The 22,992-nt window shown below is 34.8% G+C and carries 21 protein-coding genes and 1 pseudogene; 12 read left to right on the forward strand and 10 right to left on the reverse strand.

The features are described from left to right. The first annotated feature begins 216 nt into the window (after nucleotides 1–216). The gene (locus tag ABXQ82_RS17125; RefSeq protein ID WP_367062696.1) at nucleotides 217–1,995 is read left to right on the forward strand and encodes a T9SS type A sorting domain-containing protein; all 1,779 of its coding nucleotides are present in this window, start codon (nucleotides 217–219) and stop codon (nucleotides 1,993–1,995) included. A 48-nt stretch (nucleotides 1,996–2,043) separates the two neighbouring features. On the opposite strand, the pseudogene ABXQ82_RS17130 reads toward ABXQ82_RS17125, so the two are convergent. Then, a pseudogene (locus tag ABXQ82_RS17130) lies at nucleotides 2,044–2,166 on the reverse strand (IS110 family transposase); the annotation flags it as partial. 409 nt (nucleotides 2,167–2,575) lie between these two features. Here ABXQ82_RS17130 and ABXQ82_RS17135 point away from each other — a divergent pair. The 4 genes from ABXQ82_RS17135 (at nucleotide 2,576) to ABXQ82_RS17150 (ending at nucleotide 4,961) form a co-directional block, all read left to right on the forward strand. Continuing rightward, the gene (locus tag ABXQ82_RS17135; RefSeq protein ID WP_367062699.1) at nucleotides 2,576–2,719 is read left to right on the forward strand and encodes a hypothetical protein; all 144 of its coding nucleotides are present in this window, start codon (nucleotides 2,576–2,578) and stop codon (nucleotides 2,717–2,719) included. A 405-nt stretch (nucleotides 2,720–3,124) separates the two neighbouring features. Continuing rightward, on the forward strand, nucleotides 3,125–3,517 hold the full coding sequence (locus ABXQ82_RS17140; RefSeq protein WP_367062702.1) for a hypothetical protein: 393 nt from the start codon (nucleotides 3,125–3,127) through the stop codon (nucleotides 3,515–3,517). Between the two features lie 18 nt (nucleotides 3,518–3,535). Next, nucleotides 3,536–4,000, forward strand: coding sequence for a PEGA domain-containing protein (locus ABXQ82_RS17145; protein ID WP_367062705.1), 465 nt, complete (start codon nucleotides 3,536–3,538; stop codon nucleotides 3,998–4,000). A 523-nt stretch (nucleotides 4,001–4,523) separates the two neighbouring features. Beyond that, nucleotides 4,524–4,961, forward strand: coding sequence for a DUF5675 family protein (locus ABXQ82_RS17150; RefSeq protein ID WP_367062708.1), 438 nt, complete (start codon nucleotides 4,524–4,526; stop codon nucleotides 4,959–4,961). Between the two features lie 98 nt (nucleotides 4,962–5,059). Here the strand turns inward: ABXQ82_RS17150 and ABXQ82_RS17155 are convergent, their stop codons facing one another. Beyond that, nucleotides 5,060–7,213, reverse strand: coding sequence for a TonB-dependent receptor (locus ABXQ82_RS17155; protein WP_367062711.1), 2,154 nt, complete (start codon nucleotides 7,211–7,213; stop codon nucleotides 5,060–5,062). A gap of 172 nt (nucleotides 7,214–7,385) precedes the next feature. Here ABXQ82_RS17155 and ABXQ82_RS17160 point away from each other — a divergent pair, with 172 nt between their 5' ends. The 3 genes from ABXQ82_RS17160 to ABXQ82_RS17170 all read left to right on the forward strand — a co-directional run bounded on the left by ABXQ82_RS17160 (nucleotide 7,386) and on the right by ABXQ82_RS17170 (nucleotide 9,556). Further along, nucleotides 7,386–8,084 (forward strand): DUF998 domain-containing protein, encoded by a 699-nt coding sequence (locus ABXQ82_RS17160; protein WP_367062714.1) that lies wholly within the window; start codon nucleotides 7,386–7,388, stop codon nucleotides 8,082–8,084. Between the two features lie 331 nt (nucleotides 8,085–8,415). Continuing rightward, nucleotides 8,416–8,910 carry a sigma-70 family RNA polymerase sigma factor gene (locus ABXQ82_RS17165; protein WP_367062717.1) on the forward strand — a complete coding sequence of 165 codons (495 nt, stop codon included), beginning with the start codon at nucleotides 8,416–8,418 and terminating at the stop codon, nucleotides 8,908–8,910. Between the two features lie 4 nt (nucleotides 8,911–8,914). Continuing rightward, nucleotides 8,915–9,556: a hypothetical protein gene (locus ABXQ82_RS17170; protein ID WP_367062720.1), complete on the forward strand. Its 642-nt coding sequence runs from the start codon at nucleotides 8,915–8,917 to the stop codon at nucleotides 9,554–9,556. Nucleotides 9,557–9,637: 81 nt separating this feature from the next. Here ABXQ82_RS17170 and ABXQ82_RS17175 read toward each other — a convergent pair whose 3' ends face one another. Continuing rightward, nucleotides 9,638–10,228 carry a pseudouridine synthase gene (locus ABXQ82_RS17175; protein WP_367062723.1) on the reverse strand — a complete coding sequence of 197 codons (591 nt, stop codon included), beginning with the start codon at nucleotides 10,226–10,228 and terminating at the stop codon, nucleotides 9,638–9,640. Beyond that, on the reverse strand, nucleotides 10,215–12,518 hold the full coding sequence (locus tag ABXQ82_RS17180) for a DNA topoisomerase 3 (protein WP_367062726.1): 2,304 nt from the start codon (nucleotides 12,516–12,518) through the stop codon (nucleotides 10,215–10,217). Before ABXQ82_RS17180 ends, ABXQ82_RS17175 begins: the two co-directional genes overlap by 14 nt. Nucleotides 12,519–12,617: 99 nt before the next feature. Here ABXQ82_RS17180 and ABXQ82_RS17185 point away from each other — a divergent pair, with 99 nt between their 5' ends. Further along, nucleotides 12,618–12,857: a hypothetical protein gene (locus tag ABXQ82_RS17185; RefSeq protein ID WP_367062729.1), complete on the forward strand. Its 240-nt coding sequence runs from the start codon at nucleotides 12,618–12,620 to the stop codon at nucleotides 12,855–12,857. Nucleotides 12,858–13,234: 377 nt separating this feature from the next. Here the strand turns inward: ABXQ82_RS17185 and ABXQ82_RS17190 are convergent, their stop codons facing one another. Beyond that, the gene (locus ABXQ82_RS17190) at nucleotides 13,235–15,412 is read right to left on the reverse strand and encodes an amino acid permease (protein ID WP_367062732.1); all 2,178 of its coding nucleotides are present in this window, start codon (nucleotides 15,410–15,412) and stop codon (nucleotides 13,235–13,237) included. Between the two features lie 406 nt (nucleotides 15,413–15,818). Between ABXQ82_RS17190 and ABXQ82_RS17195 the strand changes: the two genes are divergently transcribed. Continuing rightward, nucleotides 15,819–16,967, forward strand: a complete 1,149-nt coding sequence (locus ABXQ82_RS17195) for a fibrinogen-like YCDxxxxGGGW domain-containing protein (RefSeq protein WP_367062735.1) — start codon at nucleotides 15,819–15,821, stop codon at nucleotides 16,965–16,967. Between the two features lie 38 nt (nucleotides 16,968–17,005). Here ABXQ82_RS17195 and ABXQ82_RS17200 read toward each other — a convergent pair whose 3' ends face one another. The 3 genes from ABXQ82_RS17200 to ABXQ82_RS17210 form a co-directional block, all read right to left on the reverse strand. After that, nucleotides 17,006–17,866, reverse strand: a complete 861-nt coding sequence (locus ABXQ82_RS17200) for a mechanosensitive ion channel domain-containing protein (RefSeq protein WP_367062738.1) — start codon at nucleotides 17,864–17,866, stop codon at nucleotides 17,006–17,008. A 241-nt stretch (nucleotides 17,867–18,107) separates the two neighbouring features. Then, nucleotides 18,108–18,914 (reverse strand): lysophospholipid acyltransferase family protein, encoded by an 807-nt coding sequence (locus ABXQ82_RS17205; RefSeq protein ID WP_367062741.1) that lies wholly within the window; start codon nucleotides 18,912–18,914, stop codon nucleotides 18,108–18,110. A 47-nt stretch (nucleotides 18,915–18,961) separates the two neighbouring features. Further along, nucleotides 18,962–19,603 carry a CoA pyrophosphatase gene (locus ABXQ82_RS17210; protein WP_367062744.1) on the reverse strand — a complete coding sequence of 214 codons (642 nt, stop codon included), beginning with the start codon at nucleotides 19,601–19,603 and terminating at the stop codon, nucleotides 18,962–18,964. Between the two features lie 5 nt (nucleotides 19,604–19,608). Between ABXQ82_RS17210 and ABXQ82_RS17215 the strand changes: the two genes are divergently transcribed. Further along, nucleotides 19,609–20,319, forward strand: a complete 711-nt coding sequence (locus ABXQ82_RS17215) for a peptidylprolyl isomerase (protein WP_367062747.1) — start codon at nucleotides 19,609–19,611, stop codon at nucleotides 20,317–20,319. A 186-nt stretch (nucleotides 20,320–20,505) separates the two neighbouring features. Here the strand turns inward: ABXQ82_RS17215 and ABXQ82_RS17220 are convergent, their stop codons facing one another. Next, nucleotides 20,506–21,117 carry a trimeric intracellular cation channel family protein gene (locus ABXQ82_RS17220; protein WP_367062824.1) on the reverse strand — a complete coding sequence of 204 codons (612 nt, stop codon included), beginning with the start codon at nucleotides 21,115–21,117 and terminating at the stop codon, nucleotides 20,506–20,508. Nucleotides 21,118–21,228: 111 nt separating this feature from the next. Further along, nucleotides 21,229–21,948, reverse strand: a complete 720-nt coding sequence (locus ABXQ82_RS17225) for an RDD family protein (RefSeq protein ID WP_367062750.1) — start codon at nucleotides 21,946–21,948, stop codon at nucleotides 21,229–21,231. 24 nt (nucleotides 21,949–21,972) lie between these two features. Between ABXQ82_RS17225 and ABXQ82_RS17230 the strand changes: the two genes are divergently transcribed. Then, a complete protein-coding gene (locus ABXQ82_RS17230) occupies nucleotides 21,973–22,956 on the forward strand; it encodes a stage II sporulation protein M (protein WP_367062752.1) in 984 nt (327 codons plus the stop codon). The last annotated feature ends 36 nt before the right edge of the window (nucleotides 22,957–22,992 follow it).

The following is a 22,992-nucleotide window of genomic DNA, read 5'->3' on the forward strand; positions in this document are numbered from 1 at the left end:
CAATTAATCTATACAACGAAATAAGATTACATTTATCTTTAGACTATAAAACACCTAATATGGTATATTTAAAAACAGTGTAAATCAATTTTAACCTGTAGCCATATTTCAGGACAAGACATTTTCACAAACCGATAGGCAAATTACCTATTATTGGGTATTGATTGAACTTTTCTCACAACTTAATTTTACCAACAATTTTAATCTTAACAAGTTATGAGAAAACAATTACTATTAATCAACTTTTTATTTTTAACACACATCGCTTTTTCACAAAGTTCGGGAACATTTACAGGACAAGTTACAACATCTGACAATGAGGACTTATATCAAATTACTGCACCAGATAATGGCGTATTTGAAATAACGTTAACTTCAACCCCAAACGGAGCAAGTGCAACCTTGCGCATACCACCTGAAAATTATATTATTGGTAGCTTGAACACGATGTTCTCTGACGAATCCACAATAACCAATTGCGTTGAAACAAATCAAACGATTGATGTGATAATTTCAAAATCTTCCCCAAATGCAATACCAGAGCATGGCTATACATTTAACTATACGTTTATACCAATTACATATTCTACAGACAGTGAGCCGAATAATACTTTTACTGAAGCAATAAGCACTATAGAAAACAACAACTATGACGGTTGGTTTAATAATGGCAGTCAGACAAATTCTTCAAATATTGATGATACGGATTGGTACAAGTTTACAGCGCCAAGAAATGGCACATTAACTATTGAAGTCAAAGATGGAAATGAATTTGCAGATTCACCAATTTCTGCTTTATTCAACAGTAACGATTTAAGTGTAAATATCTCACCCTCAAGCGTAACAGAAAATGGACTTACAACAACGTATTCTTACAATAACTTTGATTTTCAAAATCAAGAGTTCGGTATTAGATTACAATCAAATTGTGTCAGCTATCAATTATCTTGGAGCATTCAATCTACTGCAACGACTACTATTATTGACGTTAATTTTGAGCAACTCTTGGTCGACCTTGGATATGACGATGTTGTTGATGGGAGTGTTCTTACCCAAAATATAGAAAGTGTTACAACTTTGGATATTTCATCAATGAATATTTCAGATTTAACAGGTATTGAAGATTTTACCGCCTTGGTCAGCTTTACATCAATTCAAAATCCATTGACCAACGTTGATTTCAGTAACAATCTTGACTTAGAAATAATCAGTATAATCAACAATCCAATTTCAAGTATTGATGTCAGTCAAAACACAAATTTGACAGAATTGACGGTATCAACTCAAACATTTCTTATACTAGACAGTATTGATGTTTCTACTTTGGTAAATCTAACTTTATTGGAACTCGGTGCAAATAATTTAAGTTCTATAGATGTTAGTAATAATACATTGTTGACATATTTGAATGTTGGCAATAATCCTATCTCAAATCTCGATATCAGCAATAACTTGGTTTTGGAATCCATTGGAATATACTCAACATCAATTGCGGATTTGAATTTATCCAATCATCCCAATATTCAAAGTGTGTTATGCTATAATGGACTTTTGGAAACCTTAAATCTTCAAAATGGAAATAATTTTAGTAGAAACCCAAGCAGTAATCAAGTACTAACGACCTTAGATGTAACAAATAATCCAAATTTGCTTTGTATTCAAGTTGACAATGTGGCAAGTGCAGAAAGTAATCCAAATTGGCAAAAAGATACGATGGCTGTTTATAGTGTTGATTGTGCTGTTACTTTGAGTATAAATTCAAATGATGTTTCAAGTTCGATTATAATTTATCCTAATCCTGTAAAAGATAATTTAACGATTGAATATTTCGATACCATTAAAAAAATCGAAATCTATAATATTATTGGAAAGAAGATTAAATCTATAGAGCAGCCAAATAATTCTATCTCAATGAACGAAATAAAATCTGGAATATATTTCTTTAAAATTGGAACGAATTCTGGAATAGCCACAAAAAAGGTTATAAAGAACTAAAAAACTACACACAACAAAGTACTGTGGTAAAAAACAAGTAAAAATTCATTAATTTTTCACTAAAGTACTTTTATATTCACCATCATATATTAATCCTGATTTAGCGATAGCAAAGGCCTGTTTTAGCAACTTATTACAGACAGCTATTAATGCTAATTTTTTACTCTTTCCCGCTCCGCAAAGTCTCCCGACTTTGTGCTACTCAAATAAAAATATACATTAAAATATTTTGAACCAAAAATGAATAAATTCCAATTTGATTATCTCTATTGTCCGATTAAATTTCGCTCCTTTGGAGCTTTCTAATATTTTTTGCTTCGGCCTATAAAGATTACGCTCCTCTGGAGCTAAAAAAAATCCCATAGGGATGGAATCTTTGTAGCAAAAGGAAAAGAACTAAAAAATCAAGCCCCATCGGGGCGACATCTTAAAAATCGCTTATTTAGTATGGGGTTGGAAGGTTTCTAAATTTTTTTATCGGACACTAATGTTTCATTATAAATAAATCAAACTGTGAAAACTCACTAATACTTAATACAGGAAAAATAAAAATGGCATCAGTTGATAAAACAAGAAACGATTGATTGACAAAATCCTTTCAATTAGAAATAAAGAATTTTTAGAAGCACTTGATAAACTCATTTTCTCAAGCGCATCGGAATCTGTGGTTATTAAATTAATTAACGATCAGAACATAATGTTGCATATGAGTGAAGAGTCCTGAATGCTAGGTTAAGAAATAAGCCCTCCACCTATTCAAAAAAATTAATTCGATTAGTTGCCGACAGAACTAGCCAAATTGCCAATACACCTTTAATTTATAAATCTACAGATTTTATGAGCCTTAGAGTCGCCTCATTGGGCAATTACAGTATTTACTACAAAATCACAGACAACTCTATTATAGTTTCTGCTTTTTGGGTAATAGACAAAACCGAAAAACTTCTGAAAATTTTACAAAATAAAAAATAACGTCGCCTTTACCTTCCTATGGCTACTGGTTTATATATATATATTTTAAAGCGACTTGATTTTAACAGAAAAACCATCTAAATTTACATACATCTTTAATTGAATAAACTCACCAGCTATTTATTCAATTATTGCGTGCAAACTGAAAAACAAACCAATGAAACAAACGACTAAAATTCTGTTTTTTATAACAGTAATCGGATTTACAAGCTGTAGTCCAAAAATCTCTTCGAATTTTACCAATCCACAACCTAAATTATCAATTGATGACAAAGTAGCACTTATGGACATCAAACACGATTTGCCGGAAAACGTTATTAAAATTGGCGAATTACGGTTTCAAGATTCAGGTTTTTCCACAGATTGTAGTTTTAACAGCCTAATGACTCGAGCAAGAAATGAAGCAAGAAAAAACGGCGCAAATATTGTAAAGGTAATTGACAAAAAAAAGCCCGATTTGTGGAGCAGTTGCTATCGGTTAAAAATTGAACTCTATAAATATAGTGGAGATGTTTCATCATTGCCCCAATATAAATTAAAGCTTGACTAAATCTAAAACAACAAACCAATGAAAATTATTAAGACTCTCCTACTTTCTTCAATTGTATTACTTTCAAGCTGCGCAACCATTATTTCGGGCTCAAGACAAACTGTAGAAATAACTTCAGAACCCAGTTCGGCCAAAGTTTATATCAACGAAATTGATATCGGAAAAACACCAGTTGAAAAAAAACTTAAAAGAAACCAAGAATACCAACTCATCTTAAAACTCGATGGCTATAAACCATATGAAACTAAATTAGAAAAAAAATTCAATGCTTGGTATATTGGAAACGTTTTGATTGGAGGTCTCATAGGACTTATAATTGACCCAATAACTGGAGCCATGTTTAAACTAAACCCTGAAGAAATTGACGGAAATTTAAAAAGTGGAACCACTCTTAAAACAGAAAGCGGAAATATATTCTTAAAGATAAGCATGGAAATTGACCCTAATTGGAAAAAAATAGCACAACTAGAAAAGTCTGAATAAAGTGGGCACATCATATTACCTGCTAAAAATTCACGACATCAAACCGTTTAATTTTTTTAACATATCTAGTTTACCATGTTGATAAATGCGCTTTGAATGTATTTTCCAAATTTTAGACTTTTGTGTAAACTGTTTTAGGACAAAACGCTTAGCACATGACAAAAATAGTTTGACCGTTGTTAAACGGCGGTTATATTTCTGAAAACCAGACCCTTAAGTCCTGATACTTCGGAATTAAAACCTGAAGAATCTAAAATCACTGCAAGATTTCAAATTAATTGACAAACAAATACTTAAGTTATATGTTTCTTTTTGCATCATGTACTAAAGCCATTATTTTGAATCAACTAAAATCATCCCTCAACCTTTAATAACGTCAAAGTTTATAGTTACAAACAGCTTGAAATCAGATTAAAATAATTTTAATTTGTAAAAAATTTCTTTTATCTTAACAAGATGTTTGATTACATACGCATTTACGCCGGTACCTAGAAAACAATTAATTAACCAAAACAGCATTACAATGAAAAAAATAGTACTGTACAGAAATAATTATATCGGGCCAGAAATACTCGGTCATTTAATGGTTTTTGAAGACAACAACATTGGAGGAAGTAAACTGATATTTGAATGTAAAACTTTAGAATTGGAATGGAAAAACAACCAACGCAACATATCTTGTGTGCCATCTGGATTTTACAATATTGAATTTGAGCATTCATCGAAGTTCAATAGAAAACTTTGGGAGCTAAAGGGCGTACCCGGACGTAGTGAAGCAAAAATTCACGTTGCCAATTATTACACCCAAATTCAAGGCTGTATTGCGGTTGGAGATATGCACATGCATATAAATGACGATATTAATCCTGATGTCCGAAATAGTGCCAACACATTAAAAAGATTTCACGAAGCCATGTCACCTGCCACAAAATCGACTATTAGAATTGTAGGAAAGACTTGATCTAGAATGTTGGGCAATATAAACCCCAAATTAAACGGGCAAAAAGAAAATAATACTATACAAAACAAGAATAGACGGTTTATGTCCTATCTGACCGGTTACAAATTATCCAACTGATTGCTCTTTTTATCCTCACTAATGGTCCAAAAGAATCCAACAAAAAAGAATTGATCTAAAGCAGGACGTAAGGAGCGACGGTTAAAATTACCATTCATATCTGGCGTATTGGCATATTGGTAGCCATTAATGTTTTTGAATCCTAACACATTATTTACAGAAGCGTACAGTATTTTTTGCGGACTAATTAAATACGCCCAATTCACACTTAAACTATTAAACGCTTTTGTTTTTTCATTTAAAAAACCAGGTTTATTAGGGTTTGTAAAGGTTCTACCGGAAGCATGCGCATAACTAAACCCTACTTGGCTTTTCCAATCGTCTATCCAATATTTTCCAACTGCTGAAAAATTATGCGTATTTGCAAAGTTAGGCTGTGCTTTTACAGGGTAATTCTTATCGTCTCTTTTTGTGTCTAAATAAGAATAGCTCAACCAATAATCTACATTCTTTATGCTTTTACTATCTCTCCAGAAAAAATCGATACCTTTTGCAAAACCTGATCCATTGCTATTAAAATCACTTTCAAAACTAGGAAATGTGGTGTCGTATTTCGCTAAATCGCTATATGATTTATAGTAAGCTTCCGCTCTAAATAGTTGCCTATCCGCATTATACTGATAATTCAAAATATAATGTTGCGTATTTTGTGGCTTAAAATCTTGATTAAATTTTAAAACGTTACTGGTCGGGTTTTGGTAAAAATCACCATAAGCCAATGACAACTGACTTTTAGAGGCTATCTTATAAGCCATGGACACTCTTGGAGCCAAAGTGAAATCTTCAAAAATTTCGCTGTATTCCGCTCTTAAGCCCGTTTTAAACGCTACGTTTTTCGAGATAAAAATATCGGCTTCGGCAAATGCAGCTGCTATGTTATTATCAAATCCGTAGGCAACGTTATCAATAGTGTCATCTTTATAATCTTCCTCGAAATCTGTTGCAAGATATTCAGCACCAAAATAAAGTTTGAAACGGTTACTGATGCGATTTTTGAATTTTAACTTCACATGTGTTGAGTTTTCATAATCCCTAACAGCACTTTCCCCAAAGTTTATCTTGTTTTTCGCATGGGTATAACTAAAACCCGTTTGCATGTTCCAAGTATCACTTAAAACACCTGCATAAGAACCATTTAAGTACAAATTGTTATTGTTTAATTTGACGTACTGACCTTCTGGAAGATTGATATCCTCCTGTATCAATTCAAAATTACTGGTATCGAAAGCACTATAGAGCTTAAATAACCCTGAATTTGTTTTTCTTCTGAAAACCGCTTCTCCTGATGCAGTTTGAAAAGGTTTTATAAAATCATTCCGATTTGAAAAAATGGCATTGTAAGGTGCTAAATTGATATAAGATGCATTAACACTAATAGAACTCTTCTCCCATTTTTGGGTGTTTCCAAGAGTTGCGCCAACAGTCATAATCCCAATATCCGTTTTCTCTTGATCTGGTTCGTCTATGGTGTTTAAAAGCAATACACTAGATAAAGCTTGTCCGAATTCCGCAGAATACCCACCAGTTGAAAACGTAATACCATCAAATAAGAAAGGGGAATAACGTCCACGAGTAGGTGCGTTATTAGTTGTGGGCGTGTATGGCGTAAACACACGTATCCCATCAATAAAAATTTGGGTTTCGTTGGCATCTCCACCCCGCACAAATAAACGTCCGTCTTCTGCAACCGTAGTTGTTCCCGGTAATGTTTGCAGTGCACCAACAAAATCGCCCAAAGCACTTGCCGTAGTCACCACATCCAAAGGCTTTAAAACATTCACCTTGCTATTATCTCCCGCAGAAAATGTTCCTGCCGACAATACAACAGCATCCAATGTATTCACATCATCTCTCAACTTAACGGTTATGTCTTTCATATAAGACACATCTCCAGCCATGGTAAAGGTCTCATACGATAAATAGGAAACCACCAATGTTTGCGTTCCAGTTTCGGAGGTTGAAAATGAAAATTTCCCTGTGTCATCTGTTGTGCCACCATCATAAGTGCCTTCTAAATAAATATTAGCTCCAGAAATAGGCTGGTTTTTTGAGCTCACCACCAAGCCACTAATAACAGTTTGAGCGTTCAATTGGAAGAAAAATAATGAAATTAAGATGGCTAGAATGGTTTTCATATTAATTGGTTTGCTGTTTGTTACTACAAATTTGCAACAGAACCTTCCATTTTAAAATTCCTAATTACCGAACTGTACCTTTTTAAAGACGAATTGTATTTCGCTTAAAACCCTTATAATAGGCTCCAATTCAGAAATAATGTTAACTTTAGAAAACTAAAACACCGCAATTATGGTTGCCAACCAAGACTTTAAGCCACAACAATCAAATTCAGAAATGCTGATATCCTATAATCTTTTAAGAAAGACAATTGGTTGTTTAGCCTTCTTTTTGCCCATAGTTTTAGGTATTGGTGGTATATTTTACGCAGGTTGCGATTTCATTGAAAATTCTATTAGTGATTATTACCATACCGAAATGAGAAATATCTTGGTAGGTACTTTATGTGCAGTAGCTATGTTTATGTTTGCTTATCGTGGCCCAGACAAATACCATACTTACGCAGGAAATATTGCTTGTTTCAGCGCGGTATGTGTCGCATTTTTTCCAACAAGTGTTGATGATGTTTCTAGCTGCTCTACAGATTGTATTGCATATGCCGGTTGGATTGGAATAACCCACCTTATTGCTGCCCTTATATTTTTTGGGGTACTCATCTATTTTTCCCTAAAACTATTTCCAGCTAAAAATGATAAAACGGAACATGCTTCTCATCAATCCCATCTGAGGGATCGCATATATTTAATTTCAGGCTATGTTATGATCGCATGTGTGGCACTCATAATTTTGTATTTTCTTATAGATGAAAAATACCCCGGATTAGAAAAATATAAACCCGTTTTTATTTTAGAATTAATTGCACTTTGGGCTTTCGGAATTTCATGGTTAACCAAAGGTCAATTTTTCTTTAAAGACAAAAAACAGCACTAAAATAATTTCGATTGAAGCCTATTTATTTTAAAATTTCACGTCTCTATTTTTTTTATATATTAGCACTACATCGTAAGTTAAATCATATATCATTACTAAAAAACGCATTATAGATTTTGTCTATACTTAATATTTAAATAATTAATAATCAGAATAAATATGAACTATATGTAAACAATTACTTTACATCATGATTTTAAGTCGCTATTTTGCTCAAATACTCCAAAAACCACCTCTACCCGATTAAAAATTTAGTCAAAAAATAATTTTTATTTCGTGTAACAATTCAAGACCAAAAGCTACTTACACTATAACTAAACCATCAAAATTTTTGACTGCAGCACTAGAACATAGCTTTGTAGAATTATTAGAAAAGCATCAAAACATCATACATAAAGTATGCAGATTATACACCAACACCTACGATGCCCATAATGATTTATTTCAAGAAATAACCATTCAACTTTGGAAAGCGTACCCAAAGTTTCGTGGCGATGCGAAGTTCAGCACTTGGGCCTATCGGGTCGGTTTAAATACCGCAATTACGCTTTATCGAAAATCAAAACGACGTGTTAAAACCCAAGATTTTGAGGGTGTTTCCTTTAAAATTAAATCCGAAGATTATGACAACACAGAAGAAGAACAACTAAAAGTGCTCTATAAAGCCGTACACCAATTGAACGATATTGAGAAAGCCCTTGTTTTCCTATACCTAGAAGACAAAGACTACCGCGAAATAAGCGCAACACTTGGGATTAGCGAGGTGAATGCCAGAGTGAAGATGAACAGAATAAAAACCAAACTGAGAAACATTTTAAATCCGTAATATCATGGATGGACTAGATTTATTAAAAAAAGACTGGAAAAAGGACGATAAAGACTATCCCAAACTTTCCTATGACGAACTATATAAAATGATTTTAAAAAAGTCATCTTCTATTGTAAAATGGATATTCATCATTAGTTTGTTAGAATTTGTTTTCTGGTTCGGAATATCCTTTTTGTTAAAGGGCACATCTTTTTCAGGAAAAATGGAAGCATTAGACCTGAACGCCATATTAATACCAATTTCCATTGTTAGCTACATCGTTATTTTCTATTTCTTTTACTTATTCTACAAAAACTACAAAAACATCTCTGCCACCGACAACTCCAAAACCCTAATGGAGAACATACTTAAAACCAGAAGAACAGTAAAATACTATGTAATCTTCAATCTAGCAATGATTGTTTTAGGGGCTATTTTAGGCACCTACTACGCCATAAACCATGACCCAGAACTAATCACTAAAATCCAACAAGCCTCGGCAAACGGAAACACATTTGCAGTTTACGCAGGCATTATGGCTGCAATAATTCTTGTTTTAGCCATAGCAATAGGAGCTCTAATTCTGTTTTATTGGCTGATTTACGGTTTATTATTAAGACGTTTAAACCGAAACTACATTGAACTCAAGAGGCTTGAAGTTTAGCTTTCACTTCAACAAAAACCATATTTACCAGAAACAATAAAAAACACAAAACACTACTAAAAAGCTTGTTACAAAATCTACTTAAACTTTTAGTTCAAGCACCTCAACAACAGCACCAGCCTGCAAATCCCCTAAACGAATAACACCTACCCGAACCCGAACCAAGCGAAGTGTTGGAAACCCCACAGCAGAAGTCATTTTCCGAACCTGACGAAATTTACCTTCGTTCAAAGTTATAGACACCCAAGAAGTTGGCCCGTGTCTCTCATCCCTAATTTTCTTGGAACGCTTTGGAAGATTTGGCTCGTTTTCTAACGCAAAAGCTTTACAGGGTTTGGTTTGATACTTTTTACCGTCAAAACCAATTTCAACCCCTTTTTGCAATTGCAGTATAGCTTCATCTGAAATAACGCCATCTACAAGTGCATAATACTCTTTATCCACTTTTTCACTATTGACGAAGGCGCTCATTTTACCATCTGTGGTGAGCAATAATAAGCCTTCCGATTTTTCATCTAGGCGTCCAATTGCCATAATGCCTTCAGGAAAATCATGAAGCTCTCCCAAGAAATGTTTCGACTGTTGCTTGGAGTCCTGGCTCCTAAATTGACTTAAAAACCCATAAGGCTTATAGATTATAAAATGTTTATGTATCACTTCAGATAGACCCATTCAAAATACTATAAACCAATTCTTTTGTTGGTTTCTGATTATTCAATTTAGACAGCACTACATCGAAAGTAACTTTAAAATCACAACCCGATTTATAAGCACTACAACCATAAGCTGTTTTGCCTTTTAAAACTGTTCCTTTTTTACATTTTGGACAAATAAGCTCGTTTTCAGACCTGTCAGGTTTTTGAAACCTGACAGGTTTATTTTTAGCCTCCAATTTAAGGTTGAAATTTTCATCAAACCGCAGCAAACCTTCAACCGTACCAGCTTCTGTTTTAAAACCTTTTAAATTGACCGTAGAACCTTTTTGAAGCAATCTTATAAATTGTTTTTCTGAAATCTTTTTATCATTAAAACTGAATGGCATTACAAAATTACATCCAGACTTATAGCTACTACAGCCATAAGCGGACTTCCCCTTTATAATTTGACCTTGTTCGCATTTTGGGCATTTTTCAGCAGAAATACCTGCGGCTTTCTTAGCTTCAACTTTTGCAGAACGTTTTTTGACAGTTGAGGCATGCGAAATATTGGCACGTTTTTCACTTCTTACCTCATACACCAAAGCATCGACCATGCGTTTCATGTTTTTTATGAACGCACCAGCACTAAATTCCCCTTTTTCAATATCCTTTAATTGCTTTTCCCAAGAACCTGTTAACTCTGCCGATTTTAATAAATCGTTTTTAATGGTACCTATCAGTTTAACTCCTGTTTCAGTAGGCAACACCTGTTTTTTATTCCGTTTAATATATTTCCTTCTAAAAAGCGTTTCGATAATATTGGCGCGGGTTGACGGTCTGCCAATACCATTTTCTTTCATCAAATCCCGTAACTCATCATCATCTACCTGTTTTCCTGCGGTTTCCATAGCTCGCAACAAAGAAGCTTCTGTAAACTGATTTGGCGGTTTGGTTTCTTTTTCTAAAAACGAAGGTTCATGCGGGCCTTTTTCACCTTTTACAAAGGTTGGTAAAATCCCAGATTCCTTTTCTTTTTTATCAGGATTTTCAAAAACGATACGCCAGCCCTTTTCCAAAATCTCTTTTCCCGTGGTTTTAAAAGACACTTTTGCTGCACGTCCCAAAACCGTGGTGTTTGCAACGATACAATCATCATAAAACACCGCAATAAAGCGTTTTACAATAATATCATACACCTGTTGCTGATTGTATTGTAAGCTGGATTGCATTCCCGTTGGAATAATGGCATGGTGGTCTGTAACTTTTTTATCATTAAAGACTTTTGAAGATTTTTTAATCTTTTTTCCTAAAAGCGGTTGTGTTAATTTTGCGTAGTTGGTCAGGTTTTTCAGAATTCCAGCTACTTTTGGATACACATCATTTGGTAGAAATGTGGTGTCAACTCTTGGATAAGTGACCACTTTGCGTTCATACAACGCCTGAACGATCTTTAAGGTCTCATCTGCCGTAAACCCGAACTTGGTATTGCAATACACCTGCAAACCCGTTAAATCGAATAATTTAGGCGCATATTCTTTACCTTTCTTTTTGGTAATGGACTTAATTTCGAAATCGCTTTCCTTAACTTTATTTGCCAAGGCTTCGCCATCTTCTTTTTTTAAGAAGCGTCCTTCTTCATAACTAAAAAGCGTATCCCTATAAAGCGTTTGAAGCTCCCAATACGGTTGCGGTTTAAAATTTTCAATCTCTTTAAATCTGCTCACAACCATTGCCAATGTTGGTGTCTGCACACGTCCAACCGACAATACTTGCTTATAGCCACCATGTTTTACGGTGTATAATCTGGTGGCGTTTATCCCGAGCAGCCAGTCGCCAATAGCTCTAGAAAAGCCTGCGTAATATAAATTATCGTAATCTGCTGAGGGTTTTAAATTTTTAAAACCTTCTTTTATGGCTTCGGTAGTTAGGGACGAAATCCATAAACGTTTAACTTCGCCTTTGTAATTAGCCTGGTTCATCACCCAGCGCTGAATGAGTTCTCCCTCCTGCCCTGCATCGCCGCAGTTTATGATTACTTCGGCCTTATCAAATAAACTTTTTACAATATTGAATTGCTTTTTAATCCCTGAATTTGAAGATACTTTGGTTTCAAACTTTTCGGGAAGCATGGGCAAGTTATTTAAATCCCAACTTTTCCAATAGGGTTTGTAATCCACAGGTTCTTTAAGCGTGCATAAATGGCCGAAGGTGTAAGTTACCGCATAACCGTTCCCTTCAAAATAACCATCGCGCTTTGTGCTCGCTCCTAACACAGCAGCTATTTCTCGGGCAACACTTGGTTTTTCGGCGATACAGACTTTCATTTACGTTTCTTAAAATAGAAACGCAAATTAGAAATTTTAATGGCTTTTTTAAAAGGGAGTTGTTAGGAGTTATTAACTGGTTTTGTGATGTAGAAATTTATGGTTCGTTTAACGGTTGGCTATATTAAAAGTAGCGCTGAAAACATGCTGTTACTTTTCGGATTAAACACAAGCCGTCCCGAAGCTTCGGGATTAAATTTTACTGTTTACCTGCCGGCAGGCAGGTCTTTTTTATTGGAAGCCGTCTCCCGAATAGTCGGGATAAAAATTTGGCGACTTTCCAAAAATGCCCAAACCTTAGTGTTGGCAACCAATTGCGCTATTTTATATACATTGTAGCCATTAGTACTTTCCGCCCAAGTTAAACATTCAGAGATAATTTCAAGCTTCCGCCCAATCCTTCTCGAATAATTCTCATCAGAGTAGAAAGTCGGATGTCACTTGCGTTATTTTCAATTCGGGAAATATAACTTTTAGTCGTTCCTGTAAAGGTTAGCTAATTAGATAACATTAAACAAGTTTTATTCCAGGATTTTGATTCGAAAAACGGATTTCAGAATATTAATGGCAATATTCCATGGACATGAAATCGTTTCAATGTTTTATATCCGACGTTACTTCCCAGTCGGCAGACAGGAACGAAATTAGCTAATTTTTCCAATAAATATAAGTTCTACCAGTTTATTTCTAAAGGTTTTACAACTGACATAAACTTGCTATACCAACACATTCTCTAAATTAGAATCTACACAAAAAATACCAGATATTCGGGACTCGTAAACGATACTAATCATGTCCGCAGTTGTCATATCGGCATCAACACTGAATATATTAACATCGGCATTTCTATATTTTTTAACGTTTTCTAAAAGATTGCCACCTTTAACATTAATAGTAGTTTTATTGGGAAATCTAACCATCGTTTTGATATCCTCAATATCTGTTTCAGAAAATTTTGAATTCGGATTTTCATCAACAATAATGGCGTCAATTTCACCTTTCCAGTTCTTACAAATAAGAAGTGACAGAAGGGTTGATAAATCATTGTTTCCAATATTAAAAGTTTCTTTCCAATTTGCAGGAACATTTGTTAACCAGAGATTTATGTTTTTTTCAATAGCTAAACTTGCTGTAGAAAAAGGAATATACATAATCATTCCAAAGTTGTTCTTTTTAACATCTGCTATTAGTTTGCCGTAAAAATCGAGATTGGCATTTCCTGTATCAACACTTACAAAAATAACATTGGGCTTAAAAAAAGCAGCATTAAGAGATTGCATACTAATATTGATAGTGGTATTGAGCTCCCTGTTTTCAACAAATGCATAGGACACAGAAATACCGCTTTCCTTATATTTCTGGGAAGCATTTTGTAAAAATACTTCGATATTTTTCTGTTCTTCTGGATTTTCATGGAGCAACGAGAGTATTTTAATAGACCCGTTGGGGTGCACAATAGAATGAATGAGCTTGTAGGAACTCCTAATTTCCTTCGGCATGGTCATAGGGATTAAAAGGTCTGGACGCCATGACCTTACTTCTTTTTGAGGGCTCAGGTTACTAGATTTTTTTGTAGCCCATTCTGCTAGTGCTGTAAAAAGACCACTTCGGGAATCGCCTGCTTCCGATTTCAATTTTAAATTCACCAGATAGAAGTAAAACAGAAAAATTAATATGAGCGAGGTCAACGCAACAATGACATTAATAACAAACATAATAGCAATGGACCCAAAAGCGCCTATAGCCGGCACAATTAACGGCACTTTTAATGTTGGTCTATAACTAGGCAAACTCAAGGATTGCTCTACAAGAACAACGATATTGACCATAGCATAGGTTATCATAAAAAACATAGTAAGAATGGGAGCAATGGTATTTAAATCCCGTAGTGATATGCCTATAAACACAATAATTGCAGTTATTAGCATAGAATTTATGGGTTCTCCTTTTTTTGATGTTTTTGCAAGCTCTTTGCTTTTTGGCAAAATCCCCTTTTCGGCCAATGCTAGCATAATTCGCGGCGCACCTATAAAAGAGCCTAAAGCCGATGACAACGTAGCCCCTAATAAACCAGCAAGCACAATAGGACTATAAAGAGCTTTGTCTATAAACAAATTATAGTTTGATGTCATTTCATCAGGAGTTGCCAAAAGTGAGGCCACAAATATTAAACTGATATAAATAAATGTTGTTAAAATGACTGCCGAAATCGTGCCTTTAGGAATACTTTTTCGTGGACTCGTCAAATCTCCAGACATATTAGCACCAGCCATTACACCTGTTACTGCTGGAAAGAAAACTGCAAAAACGACCCAAAAGGATGTACCGCCGAAATTATTTTCTATAGATCCCGGGTACTTACCAAATAACTCGAAGTCATAATTTAAATCACTAACAAAAAGGGCACCGTAGATAGAAATTAGAGACAAAACAATAATACCAAGAATGACATATTGAATTTTAAAAGCAAAACTTGTGCTAATAAACGCAATGGTCATAACTACTGAAAAAATTAGAACATCTAGCAATAACGGATTAAAATAAGGCAATATGGAAACCAACCCTTCTCTAAATCCAAAAACATACATCGCTACGGCCAGAGCTTGGGCGATATAAAATGGAATGCCAATGGCTCCTCCAATTTCTAGGCCTAAAGATTTTGAGATAATACTAAAAGCCCCACCAGCACCAATACGAACATTAGTAGTAATGGACGACAAACTTAATGCTGTTGTTAATGTAATGGCAACCGAAATGAATAAAATGGCTAACGCCCCAACAATACCGGCATTACCTACAACCCATGGTTGACGAATATACATGATGACACCAAGTATGGTTAAGGTAGTTGGCGTGAAAACTCCAGCAAGTGTTCCGAATGTTTTCTTACTCATGTTTAAAATATTTTAATTCAATTCTCGAACTCACGTTGCTTGTTTTTTGCCTGTGCCACTTCAACTTTAACCGATATAAAAATCGGTTGAAGGCTTTACATCCTGCACAATACTAAGTTCGGTAATTTTTCTGATAAAGCCAAGTCCTAGCAATTGATTTCTAAATGTTTTGGGACGGGCAGGGTTCGCGTTAGAGGTTGCAGCCCCTTGTGTTAACGAATAAAAGACCACCCTAGAAGCCACGGAAAACAAAAAACCCAAAGACTTTTTTAAAGGGAATTGTTAACCACATTAAATAGCATTTAACACTACATCACAATGATTTAAGGTGCGAAATATTTTGTACTTACATATTTTGTATATATTTGTTGCGTAAAATTGTTATTTCTCTCACATTCTCTCCCAAATGATTAAAAAAAACATACGTTTTGTCGTTTTGCTATTGCTTATTGATTTTTATGGTTTCGCTCAAGTAGGCATAGGCACCACCAACCCAGACCCGTCCTCTATCTTGGATGTTGAATCTACAACCCAAGGATTTTTACCTCCCAGAATGACTTCGTTACAAAGAGATAATATTACTGCTCCTGCCGAAGGCTTGTTAATTTACAACCTCGATAGTAATTGTTTTCAGTTTTATAAAGGTGCTTTATGGTCTGGTTGTTTAGGGGAATCTCCCACTAACACTTTAGATTGTGGGTCTATAACAGTAAATGGTGCTTATTCTGTTGGTAACGCTTTAAATTTCAGTAATACAATAACTGTAAATGTGCTTGTTAATGCTATAGAAACTTATACCATAAGTACAAATACTGTGAATGGCTATAGCTTTTCCAGGTCTGGGGCTTTTGGTTCTATTGGTTTAAATACCATTACGCTAACGGGAACAGGTACTCCAACATTGGCCCAAACGGATACTTTTACCATTACTTTTGCGGGGAAGGACGATACTTGCACCACAGATGTAACTGTGACAACAACTTTACCCAATTGCCTAGCATATCTTAATGCTGGATTCACTACTGATGGCGTCTATACCATTGACCCTGATGGTGCTGGAGCTAACCCCGCTTATGATTGTTATTGCGACATGACTAATGATGGTGGTGGTTGGACACTCGTGTTTAATCATAATACTGTTGGCGGTTATTTTGCAAACGACGTTGAAGCTAATGAATTTAATATTGCTTCGCCCAATATAACTACTAATAAATATTCCATTTTAAGCAAATTGGATGAGCTGATAAGTGCGGCACCTTACGAGTTTAGATTACATTATCCCGGAGTGGGCATCACAAACCATTGGAGCCAGACTTTTGACCCCAGAAGTGGCGGCTCCCCAACTAGGCCCGTACCAGGATACACAGCTATAAGCATTGGGGCTGCGGGTAGTCGTTGGGGTGGTTTGGAAACTTCTGGAGCAAGCACCTATTTGGATGGCTCTGTAAATCACGGAAATTGGTGGTATTCGATTGGAAGTATTGGTCCCTTTGGCGGTGGCGGTGTTCCTGGACCTAGCTCCGTAGTTACACAAGTAAGGCTATTTGTTAGATAATTACACTTATCGTAAAATACAAATCGAAAGAGTGCCTGTTATTTCACATCTTTCCCCTTTGTTTCAGTAGCATTTGACTTTACATGTAAGTCCATTTGAGGGAAGGGTATAGCGATATTGTTTTCATCAAATTTTCGACTGATATTTCTACGGATATCACTTTTCACTTTACTTATTCGAAATATATTCTGACTAAAAAATAACACCTGAAAATCTAATGATGAATTTCCAAAATTCACTAATCGCGCTTCGGTCGATTCACGATTAAACACATCAGAATGTTCAAATGCACTTTCTTCCAAAATTCTTATAACTAAATCTATATCACTTCCATAAGCAACACCAACATCAATTCTAAAGCGTGTCTTCATGGTTTGGTGGCTCCAGTTTATAACTTTATTGGTGGTGATTAATGAATTTGGAATTATAATAGAGACATCGTCTGTGTTTAAGGCTTTTGATGTCCGCAATCCAATGGTTTGAATTTTAACGATATCACCATCGATGTCCAAAACATCATCTATTTTTATAGTTTGTTCTGAAAGTAAAATTATTCCAGATATAATATCGTTAAATGTTTGCTGCAACCCTAAACCTATGCCAACAAGTAAAGCTGCAGAACCAGCTATTAATACAGTAACTTTAATACCAATGGCTTCTAAAACAAGCGCAATTGTAATAACCCATATTACATATCTAATGATTTGAAACAGGGCAAATACACTCCCTCTATTAAGATTTCTAAACTTACGTTTACGAAAAAGTGCTTTCTTTATTAGCCATAATATTAATTTGGTAACGAGAATAATTACCAAAACAGTCACTAAGGTATAAACCCGTATCGTGTTTTCGCCTATACTGATAAGCTCAAGTTCCAAAAATTCGCTTAATGTTTCCATGATGTTCTTTTACTGCTAAATAACTTTAATGGGTATGAAATAGGATTTGCAGCGCTTCGACTGCGCTCAGGACAGGCTCATCTTTTTTTTAAAAACTTTTAAAATACCGTTTGCCCAGAACCATGATGTTGCAGATTGTCGCGTTGTAACCTCCCTATCTGCCGACAGACAGACCTAAAATAGCGTCTGTTATAAAAAGGCCAACCTTCTAGCAGGCAGGCACCCAAAAAACATATTTAATTTATTTTTTTTTCCACTTACGCAGCTCGTCCAATTCAGCCTGAGCTTTTAGTTCTTTTTCGGGAATTACTTTTAAGAATGATGGATGTTGCTCTATGGCATATTCAATTCTTTTTACAATTTCTTCTGTGGTTTCATTATCATAATCAATCTCCAGAGGCGCTTTAATTTCCATAGATTGTAAGATATTTTTCTTTTTAATTCGCAATCCTTTTTTATCAAAAGAGCGCCGAAAACCATCTATAACAATAGGGACCACAACAGGTTTATAGCGTTTTATAATATGCGCTGTTCCTTTTCTAATGGGCTTAAAAGGCGTGGTAGTTCCTTGCGGAAATGTAATAACCCAACCGTCTTCTAAAGCCTTTCCAATACTTGAAATATCGCTCATTTTAACTTGTCGGTTTACATTTTGACCTTCCGAGCGCCATGTACGCTCGATACTAATAGAACCCATATAAGCCAATATTTTTGGTAACAAACCAGCTTTCATGGTCTCTTTGGCGGCTACGTAATAAATATTCAATTTAGGATTCCAGAGGTATCCTATATTTTTAATAGAATCTGTACGCCCACTTAAACTCGCATTAAACACATGAAACATAGATACCACATCGGCAAAATACGTTTGATGATTGGATATAAAAAGCACGTTGGTATCTGGTAAATCTTTAATAATTTCAGAACCATCTATTTGCAATTCATTAAACCCCCTAAAACGTCTGTGCGTAAGTGCTCCAAAGATTCTAATTAGCCATTTTTTCACAAAAAGTATGTGTCCAAAAGGGTTTCTTTTAAACAATCCCATATATTTCTCTATTTAGGTTGGTATTACAAATGTAGTAAATCTGTAAGTCATCTCAATTTACAAATTACATCTTTAATTTCACTTAACATCATTGCTGTTGCTCCCCAAACTGTAAATTCATTTAATTTAAATGCAGGCACCTCTATTGCAGCACTATAAGAAGTTGCTACTTTCTTATTAATGAGATTTTTATCATTTAATAAATCCTTCAGTTTTACTTCAATGAGCTGCTCTACTTCATCGTCTTGTTTTAAAAAATTAGGCGTTTTTATTGAAATCCCCATAAAAGGTTGCACATAAAAATTACTTGGAGGAATATAAACTTGCGTTATTTTTTTAATTATTTCAATATCTTTTATGGGCACCCCTACTTCTTCAAAAGTTTCCCTAACCGCTGTTTCCTCAAGGTTTTTATCTTGTGGTTCTAACTTGCCCCCAGGAAGGGATACTTGGGCGGAATGTACACCATTGTATGTATTTCTTAATATTAAAACAAGACAGGTTTCGTTTGATTCATTCGGATAAAATAATGCCAAAACCCCTGCTCTTTTTGCGTTTTTAATGGCTTTTTCCTGTTGTTTAAGTAACTCTTGCCTAAAAGGGGGCATCATTTTAAAATGAGATACTTCGGCTGGAAGCGGTATATTTTCTATTTTTGAAAGTAATTCCACAAATTCATCAAATCCCATAGTCTATGCGTGCTGTATTTTTTTTAAGCTTATTTCTTTTTTTTCTGAATTGTGAAGATAAGGAATCTCGAAAAACATCTAATTCTAAAATTGGCAATGATTCGATAGCTGAAAAGGAATTGAACAAAAAGAAAGAAACAAAAGCTGTTAAGCCCCCTAAGTTTCCTGTATTGGACACCAAAAATGCGATGGAGTTTTTTTTGGTATATGAAAAAGAGAACAAAGAAAACACAGTTAGAATAACTACTGATTTTGGCAGTTTTGATATTTTATTATTTAATGAAACTAAATTTCATCGTGCTAATTTTATTTATTTAACGAAGCGAAAATATTATAATGGCACTCAGTTTTACCGTGTGATTGACAATTTCATCATTCAAGGCGGTAGTGGCGACGACAGGGAAACTGGGCTAAAACGACATAGAATAGGACGCTATTTATTACCCGTAGATGCCAATAGGGGTTTTAAACACGATCGTGGGGTTATCTCAATGCCTAGTAGTGATATTGACAATCCGCATAAACTAGCTTCCCCGTATGAGTTTTTTATAGTACAGCAACATGGTGGGTCCCATTTTTTAGATGGCGATTTTACGGTGTTTGGCAAAGTAATTAGAGGCATGGATGTGGTTGATAAAATTGCTGCTGTTAAAACCGATGAAGCCGATTGGCCTTTGCAAAATATTTACATTAAAAATGTGGAGATTCTTGAATGAGATTGATGCTTAAAGTATCTTGTTTAAGTTTCTCGCAAAGGCGCAAAGAGAATCATCAATTCAGGAATATGAAGTCCAAACCCCATAACTCATAACTCTGAACTCATAACTCATAACTCATAACTCTGAACTCTAAACTCACAACTATCATTGCTCCGCTTCTGTCTTCTGTCTCAGAACAAAAAATCACTCTTTTTCACTTGAATAAATATTAGGCAATGCAATCTTAAATTTTACCGCCAATAGCCTTACCACTATTACTACTGAACCTGAAATGATAAAAACAACATCGTTATTTATCGGAAATAGAATTAACACAAAATAAGTAATACCGCCCAAAATACAAGCCGTGGCATACACCTCTTTTCTAAAAATCACAGGGATTTCATTACACAAAATATCACGGATTACACCACCAAAACTTGCGGTAATTGTGCCTAGGGCAATACAGATTACTGGGTGTAATTCTGCATTCAATCCTTTTTGGATGCCAACTACGGTGTATAAACCTATCCCGATGGTATCAAACAAAAACAACGAGGTTCTTAAATAGTTTATCTTACTTCTGAAAATGATAGCAAAAACCGTAGATCCTAAAATGATATAGCTAAATATGATATCTTCCATCCAACCGACCGGTGTGTTCCCCAGTAATACATCTCCTAATGTTCCGCCACCAACAGAGGTCACAAATGCAATTATCAGGATACCGAATACATCCATTTTCTTATGAAACGCTATTAAAACGCCTGAAATAGCAAATGAAATAATTCCTAAAATATTTATGATATAGAACATTGACATTGGTGTGGTTTTTTTGAGATTAATTTTTGAGTTTTCAGATCCCGAGACGAGCTCGGGATAAGCGATTCACACACTTTTTCCGAAAAGGAAAAAGTGGTTCTCTGCTTACATATCTTGAGTGTAATAATTATAATCTTTTAAAATCACATCTATAAACTCTATATCACTACTTTGCTTAACTTCCTTAATGCCAACAACTTCAATAAGCTTATCCCTTAGCTTTATTAAAGTAGAATAATCTTTTCCTGCTCTGGCTCTTATGAACGTATCTTTAATAATTCTCGCATCATTATCAGATAATTTTATCACATTCGGGTAGGTAGGTTTGTAATCGGTTTTTAATTGTTCCAGAATGGTATGATTGATATTTACTTTATCCTTCAAACTTACAACTCCAGTTCCTGCTGCCATATCTCCAAGGCGTTGTTGCTTTTTACTAAATATGATCACGAAAAAGCCAAGACCTAGCATAAAAACATCGGCTATTCGAAAAAACCAGCGCACCACATAATCAGATAATGTCGTTTGGAACCCATCTAACTTAACAACTTTAATTTTAAGTATCCTTTTTCCAATAGTCTGTCCATTCAAAAAAGATTCAAGAGCCAATGTATAAATAGTTGCAGGAAAATAAGCTATTACCTCCAGCCCTTTTTGTTCCCAATATTCCATTTCTCCAAACACTTCTATAAATGCTCCCATGATAGATATGTAAACAATTATTATTATTGCGTCAATAATAAATGCAACCAATCGTTCTCCAACTCCTGCGGCAGTAAAATTTATTTTTACATTTTGCGTCGTGTTAATTTGTAACTCTGACATTTTATATTTTAATTTATCTCGAATATGAGAGAAGTTGCATTTATTAAGCAAAATAAAGAAAAATGGTTGAGTTTAGAGACAGCTATTTTGAATAATGATTTTAAGGACCCCGACGAACTCGCTTCTCAGTACACGCATTTGATAAATGATTTGGCTTATGCGCAAACCTACTACCCTAAAAGTAAGGTGATTATCTATTTAAATCAGCTTGCTGCCAAAGCGTTTCAAAAAATTTATAAAACTAAAAGACAGGACACCAATAGAATTATTGGATTTTGGAAAACCGAAGTCCCTTTAATTTGTTATCAATACCGTAAATTTATTTACGTCGCATTTATCATATTTTTTGCATTTACGTTTATTGGTGCAATTTCTGCAGCAAATAATGCTGAATTTTTACGTTCTATTTTAGGAGATGAATATGTAAATCAAACTATAGATAATATTGAATCTGGAAATCCAATGGCTATTTATGGTGATGGAAGTAATTGGGGGAGTTTCGTGAAAATTTCAATACACAATATGAAAGTTGGAGCATTAGCTTTTTTAATGGGAATATTTGGGGGAATTGGAACTCTTTGGGTAATGTTTCAAAACTGTATCATGCTAGGCTCTTTTCAATACTTTTTTTACGAAAAAGGGGTGTTTTGGGAAAGTGTTCGCGGCATTTGGATTCATGGTGCCATGGAAATTTTCGCCATTGTGATTGAATGTGCCGCAGGATTAATTCTTGGTGCCAGTATTTTATTTCCCGCCACGCATTCTAGATACACATCGTTTAAGTTAGGGGCTAAAACAGGGATTAAAATATTGATTAGCACATTTCCGTTTACGTTTTTCGCAGGGTTTTTAGAAGGCTTTATTACCAGATATTCTAATATAATGCCCAATTGGTTATCGGTTGGTATTATTTTGATTACGCTAAGTATCATCAGTTATTACTATCTTATTTATCCTTATAAAATCCAGAAACAAATCATCCAAACCCCAACGCTTCCTTCAGTTTAAGTGAAAAAGAAATCATTACATATATTGTTTTTTCTG

The sequence above is a fragment of the Algibacter sp. 2305UL17-15 genome, from assembly GCF_040720935.1.
Classification (GTDB): Bacteria; Bacteroidota; Bacteroidia; order Flavobacteriales; family Flavobacteriaceae; genus Jejuia.

Coding starts and splice junctions, on each gene's coding strand:
- ABXQ82_RS17175 (WP_367062723.1), bottom strand. CDS start 10,228: ATGGGTCTATCTGAAGTGATACATAAACATTTTATAATCTATAAGCCT.
- ABXQ82_RS17150 (WP_367062708.1), top strand. CDS start 4,524: ATGAAAAAAATAGTACTGTACAGAAATAATTATATCGGGCCAGAAATA.
- ABXQ82_RS17185 (WP_367062729.1), top strand. CDS start 12,618: ATGGTTCGTTTAACGGTTGGCTATATTAAAAGTAGCGCTGAAAACATG.
- ABXQ82_RS17215 (WP_367062747.1), top strand. CDS start 19,609: ATGCGTGCTGTATTTTTTTTAAGCTTATTTCTTTTTTTTCTGAATTGT.
- ABXQ82_RS17155 (WP_367062711.1), bottom strand. CDS start 7,213: ATGAAAACCATTCTAGCCATCTTAATTTCATTATTTTTCTTCCAATTG.
- ABXQ82_RS17200 (WP_367062738.1), bottom strand. CDS start 17,866: ATGGAAACATTAAGCGAATTTTTGGAACTTGAGCTTATCAGTATAGGC.
- ABXQ82_RS17225 (WP_367062750.1), bottom strand. CDS start 21,948: ATGTCAGAGTTACAAATTAACACGACGCAAAATGTAAAAATAAATTTT.
- ABXQ82_RS17210 (WP_367062744.1), bottom strand. CDS start 19,603: ATGGGATTTGATGAATTTGTGGAATTACTTTCAAAAATAGAAAATATA.
- ABXQ82_RS17170 (WP_367062720.1), top strand. CDS start 8,915: ATGGATGGACTAGATTTATTAAAAAAAGACTGGAAAAAGGACGATAAA.
- ABXQ82_RS17140 (WP_367062702.1), top strand. CDS start 3,125: ATGAAACAAACGACTAAAATTCTGTTTTTTATAACAGTAATCGGATTT.
- ABXQ82_RS17160 (WP_367062714.1), top strand. CDS start 7,386: ATGGTTGCCAACCAAGACTTTAAGCCACAACAATCAAATTCAGAAATG.
- ABXQ82_RS17125 (WP_367062696.1), top strand. CDS start 217: ATGAGAAAACAATTACTATTAATCAACTTTTTATTTTTAACACACATC.
- ABXQ82_RS17190 (WP_367062732.1), bottom strand. CDS start 15,412: ATGAGTAAGAAAACATTCGGAACACTTGCTGGAGTTTTCACGCCAACT.
- ABXQ82_RS17145 (WP_367062705.1), top strand. CDS start 3,536: ATGAAAATTATTAAGACTCTCCTACTTTCTTCAATTGTATTACTTTCA.
- ABXQ82_RS17180 (WP_367062726.1), bottom strand. CDS start 12,518: ATGAAAGTCTGTATCGCCGAAAAACCAAGTGTTGCCCGAGAAATAGCT.
- ABXQ82_RS17205 (WP_367062741.1), bottom strand. CDS start 18,914: ATGGGATTGTTTAAAAGAAACCCTTTTGGACACATACTTTTTGTGAAA.
- ABXQ82_RS17195 (WP_367062735.1), top strand. CDS start 15,819: ATGATTAAAAAAAACATACGTTTTGTCGTTTTGCTATTGCTTATTGAT.
- ABXQ82_RS17220 (WP_367062824.1), bottom strand. CDS start 21,117: ATGTTCTATATCATAAATATTTTAGGAATTATTTCATTTGCTATTTCA.
- ABXQ82_RS17230 (WP_367062752.1), top strand. CDS start 21,973: ATGAGAGAAGTTGCATTTATTAAGCAAAATAAAGAAAAATGGTTGAGT.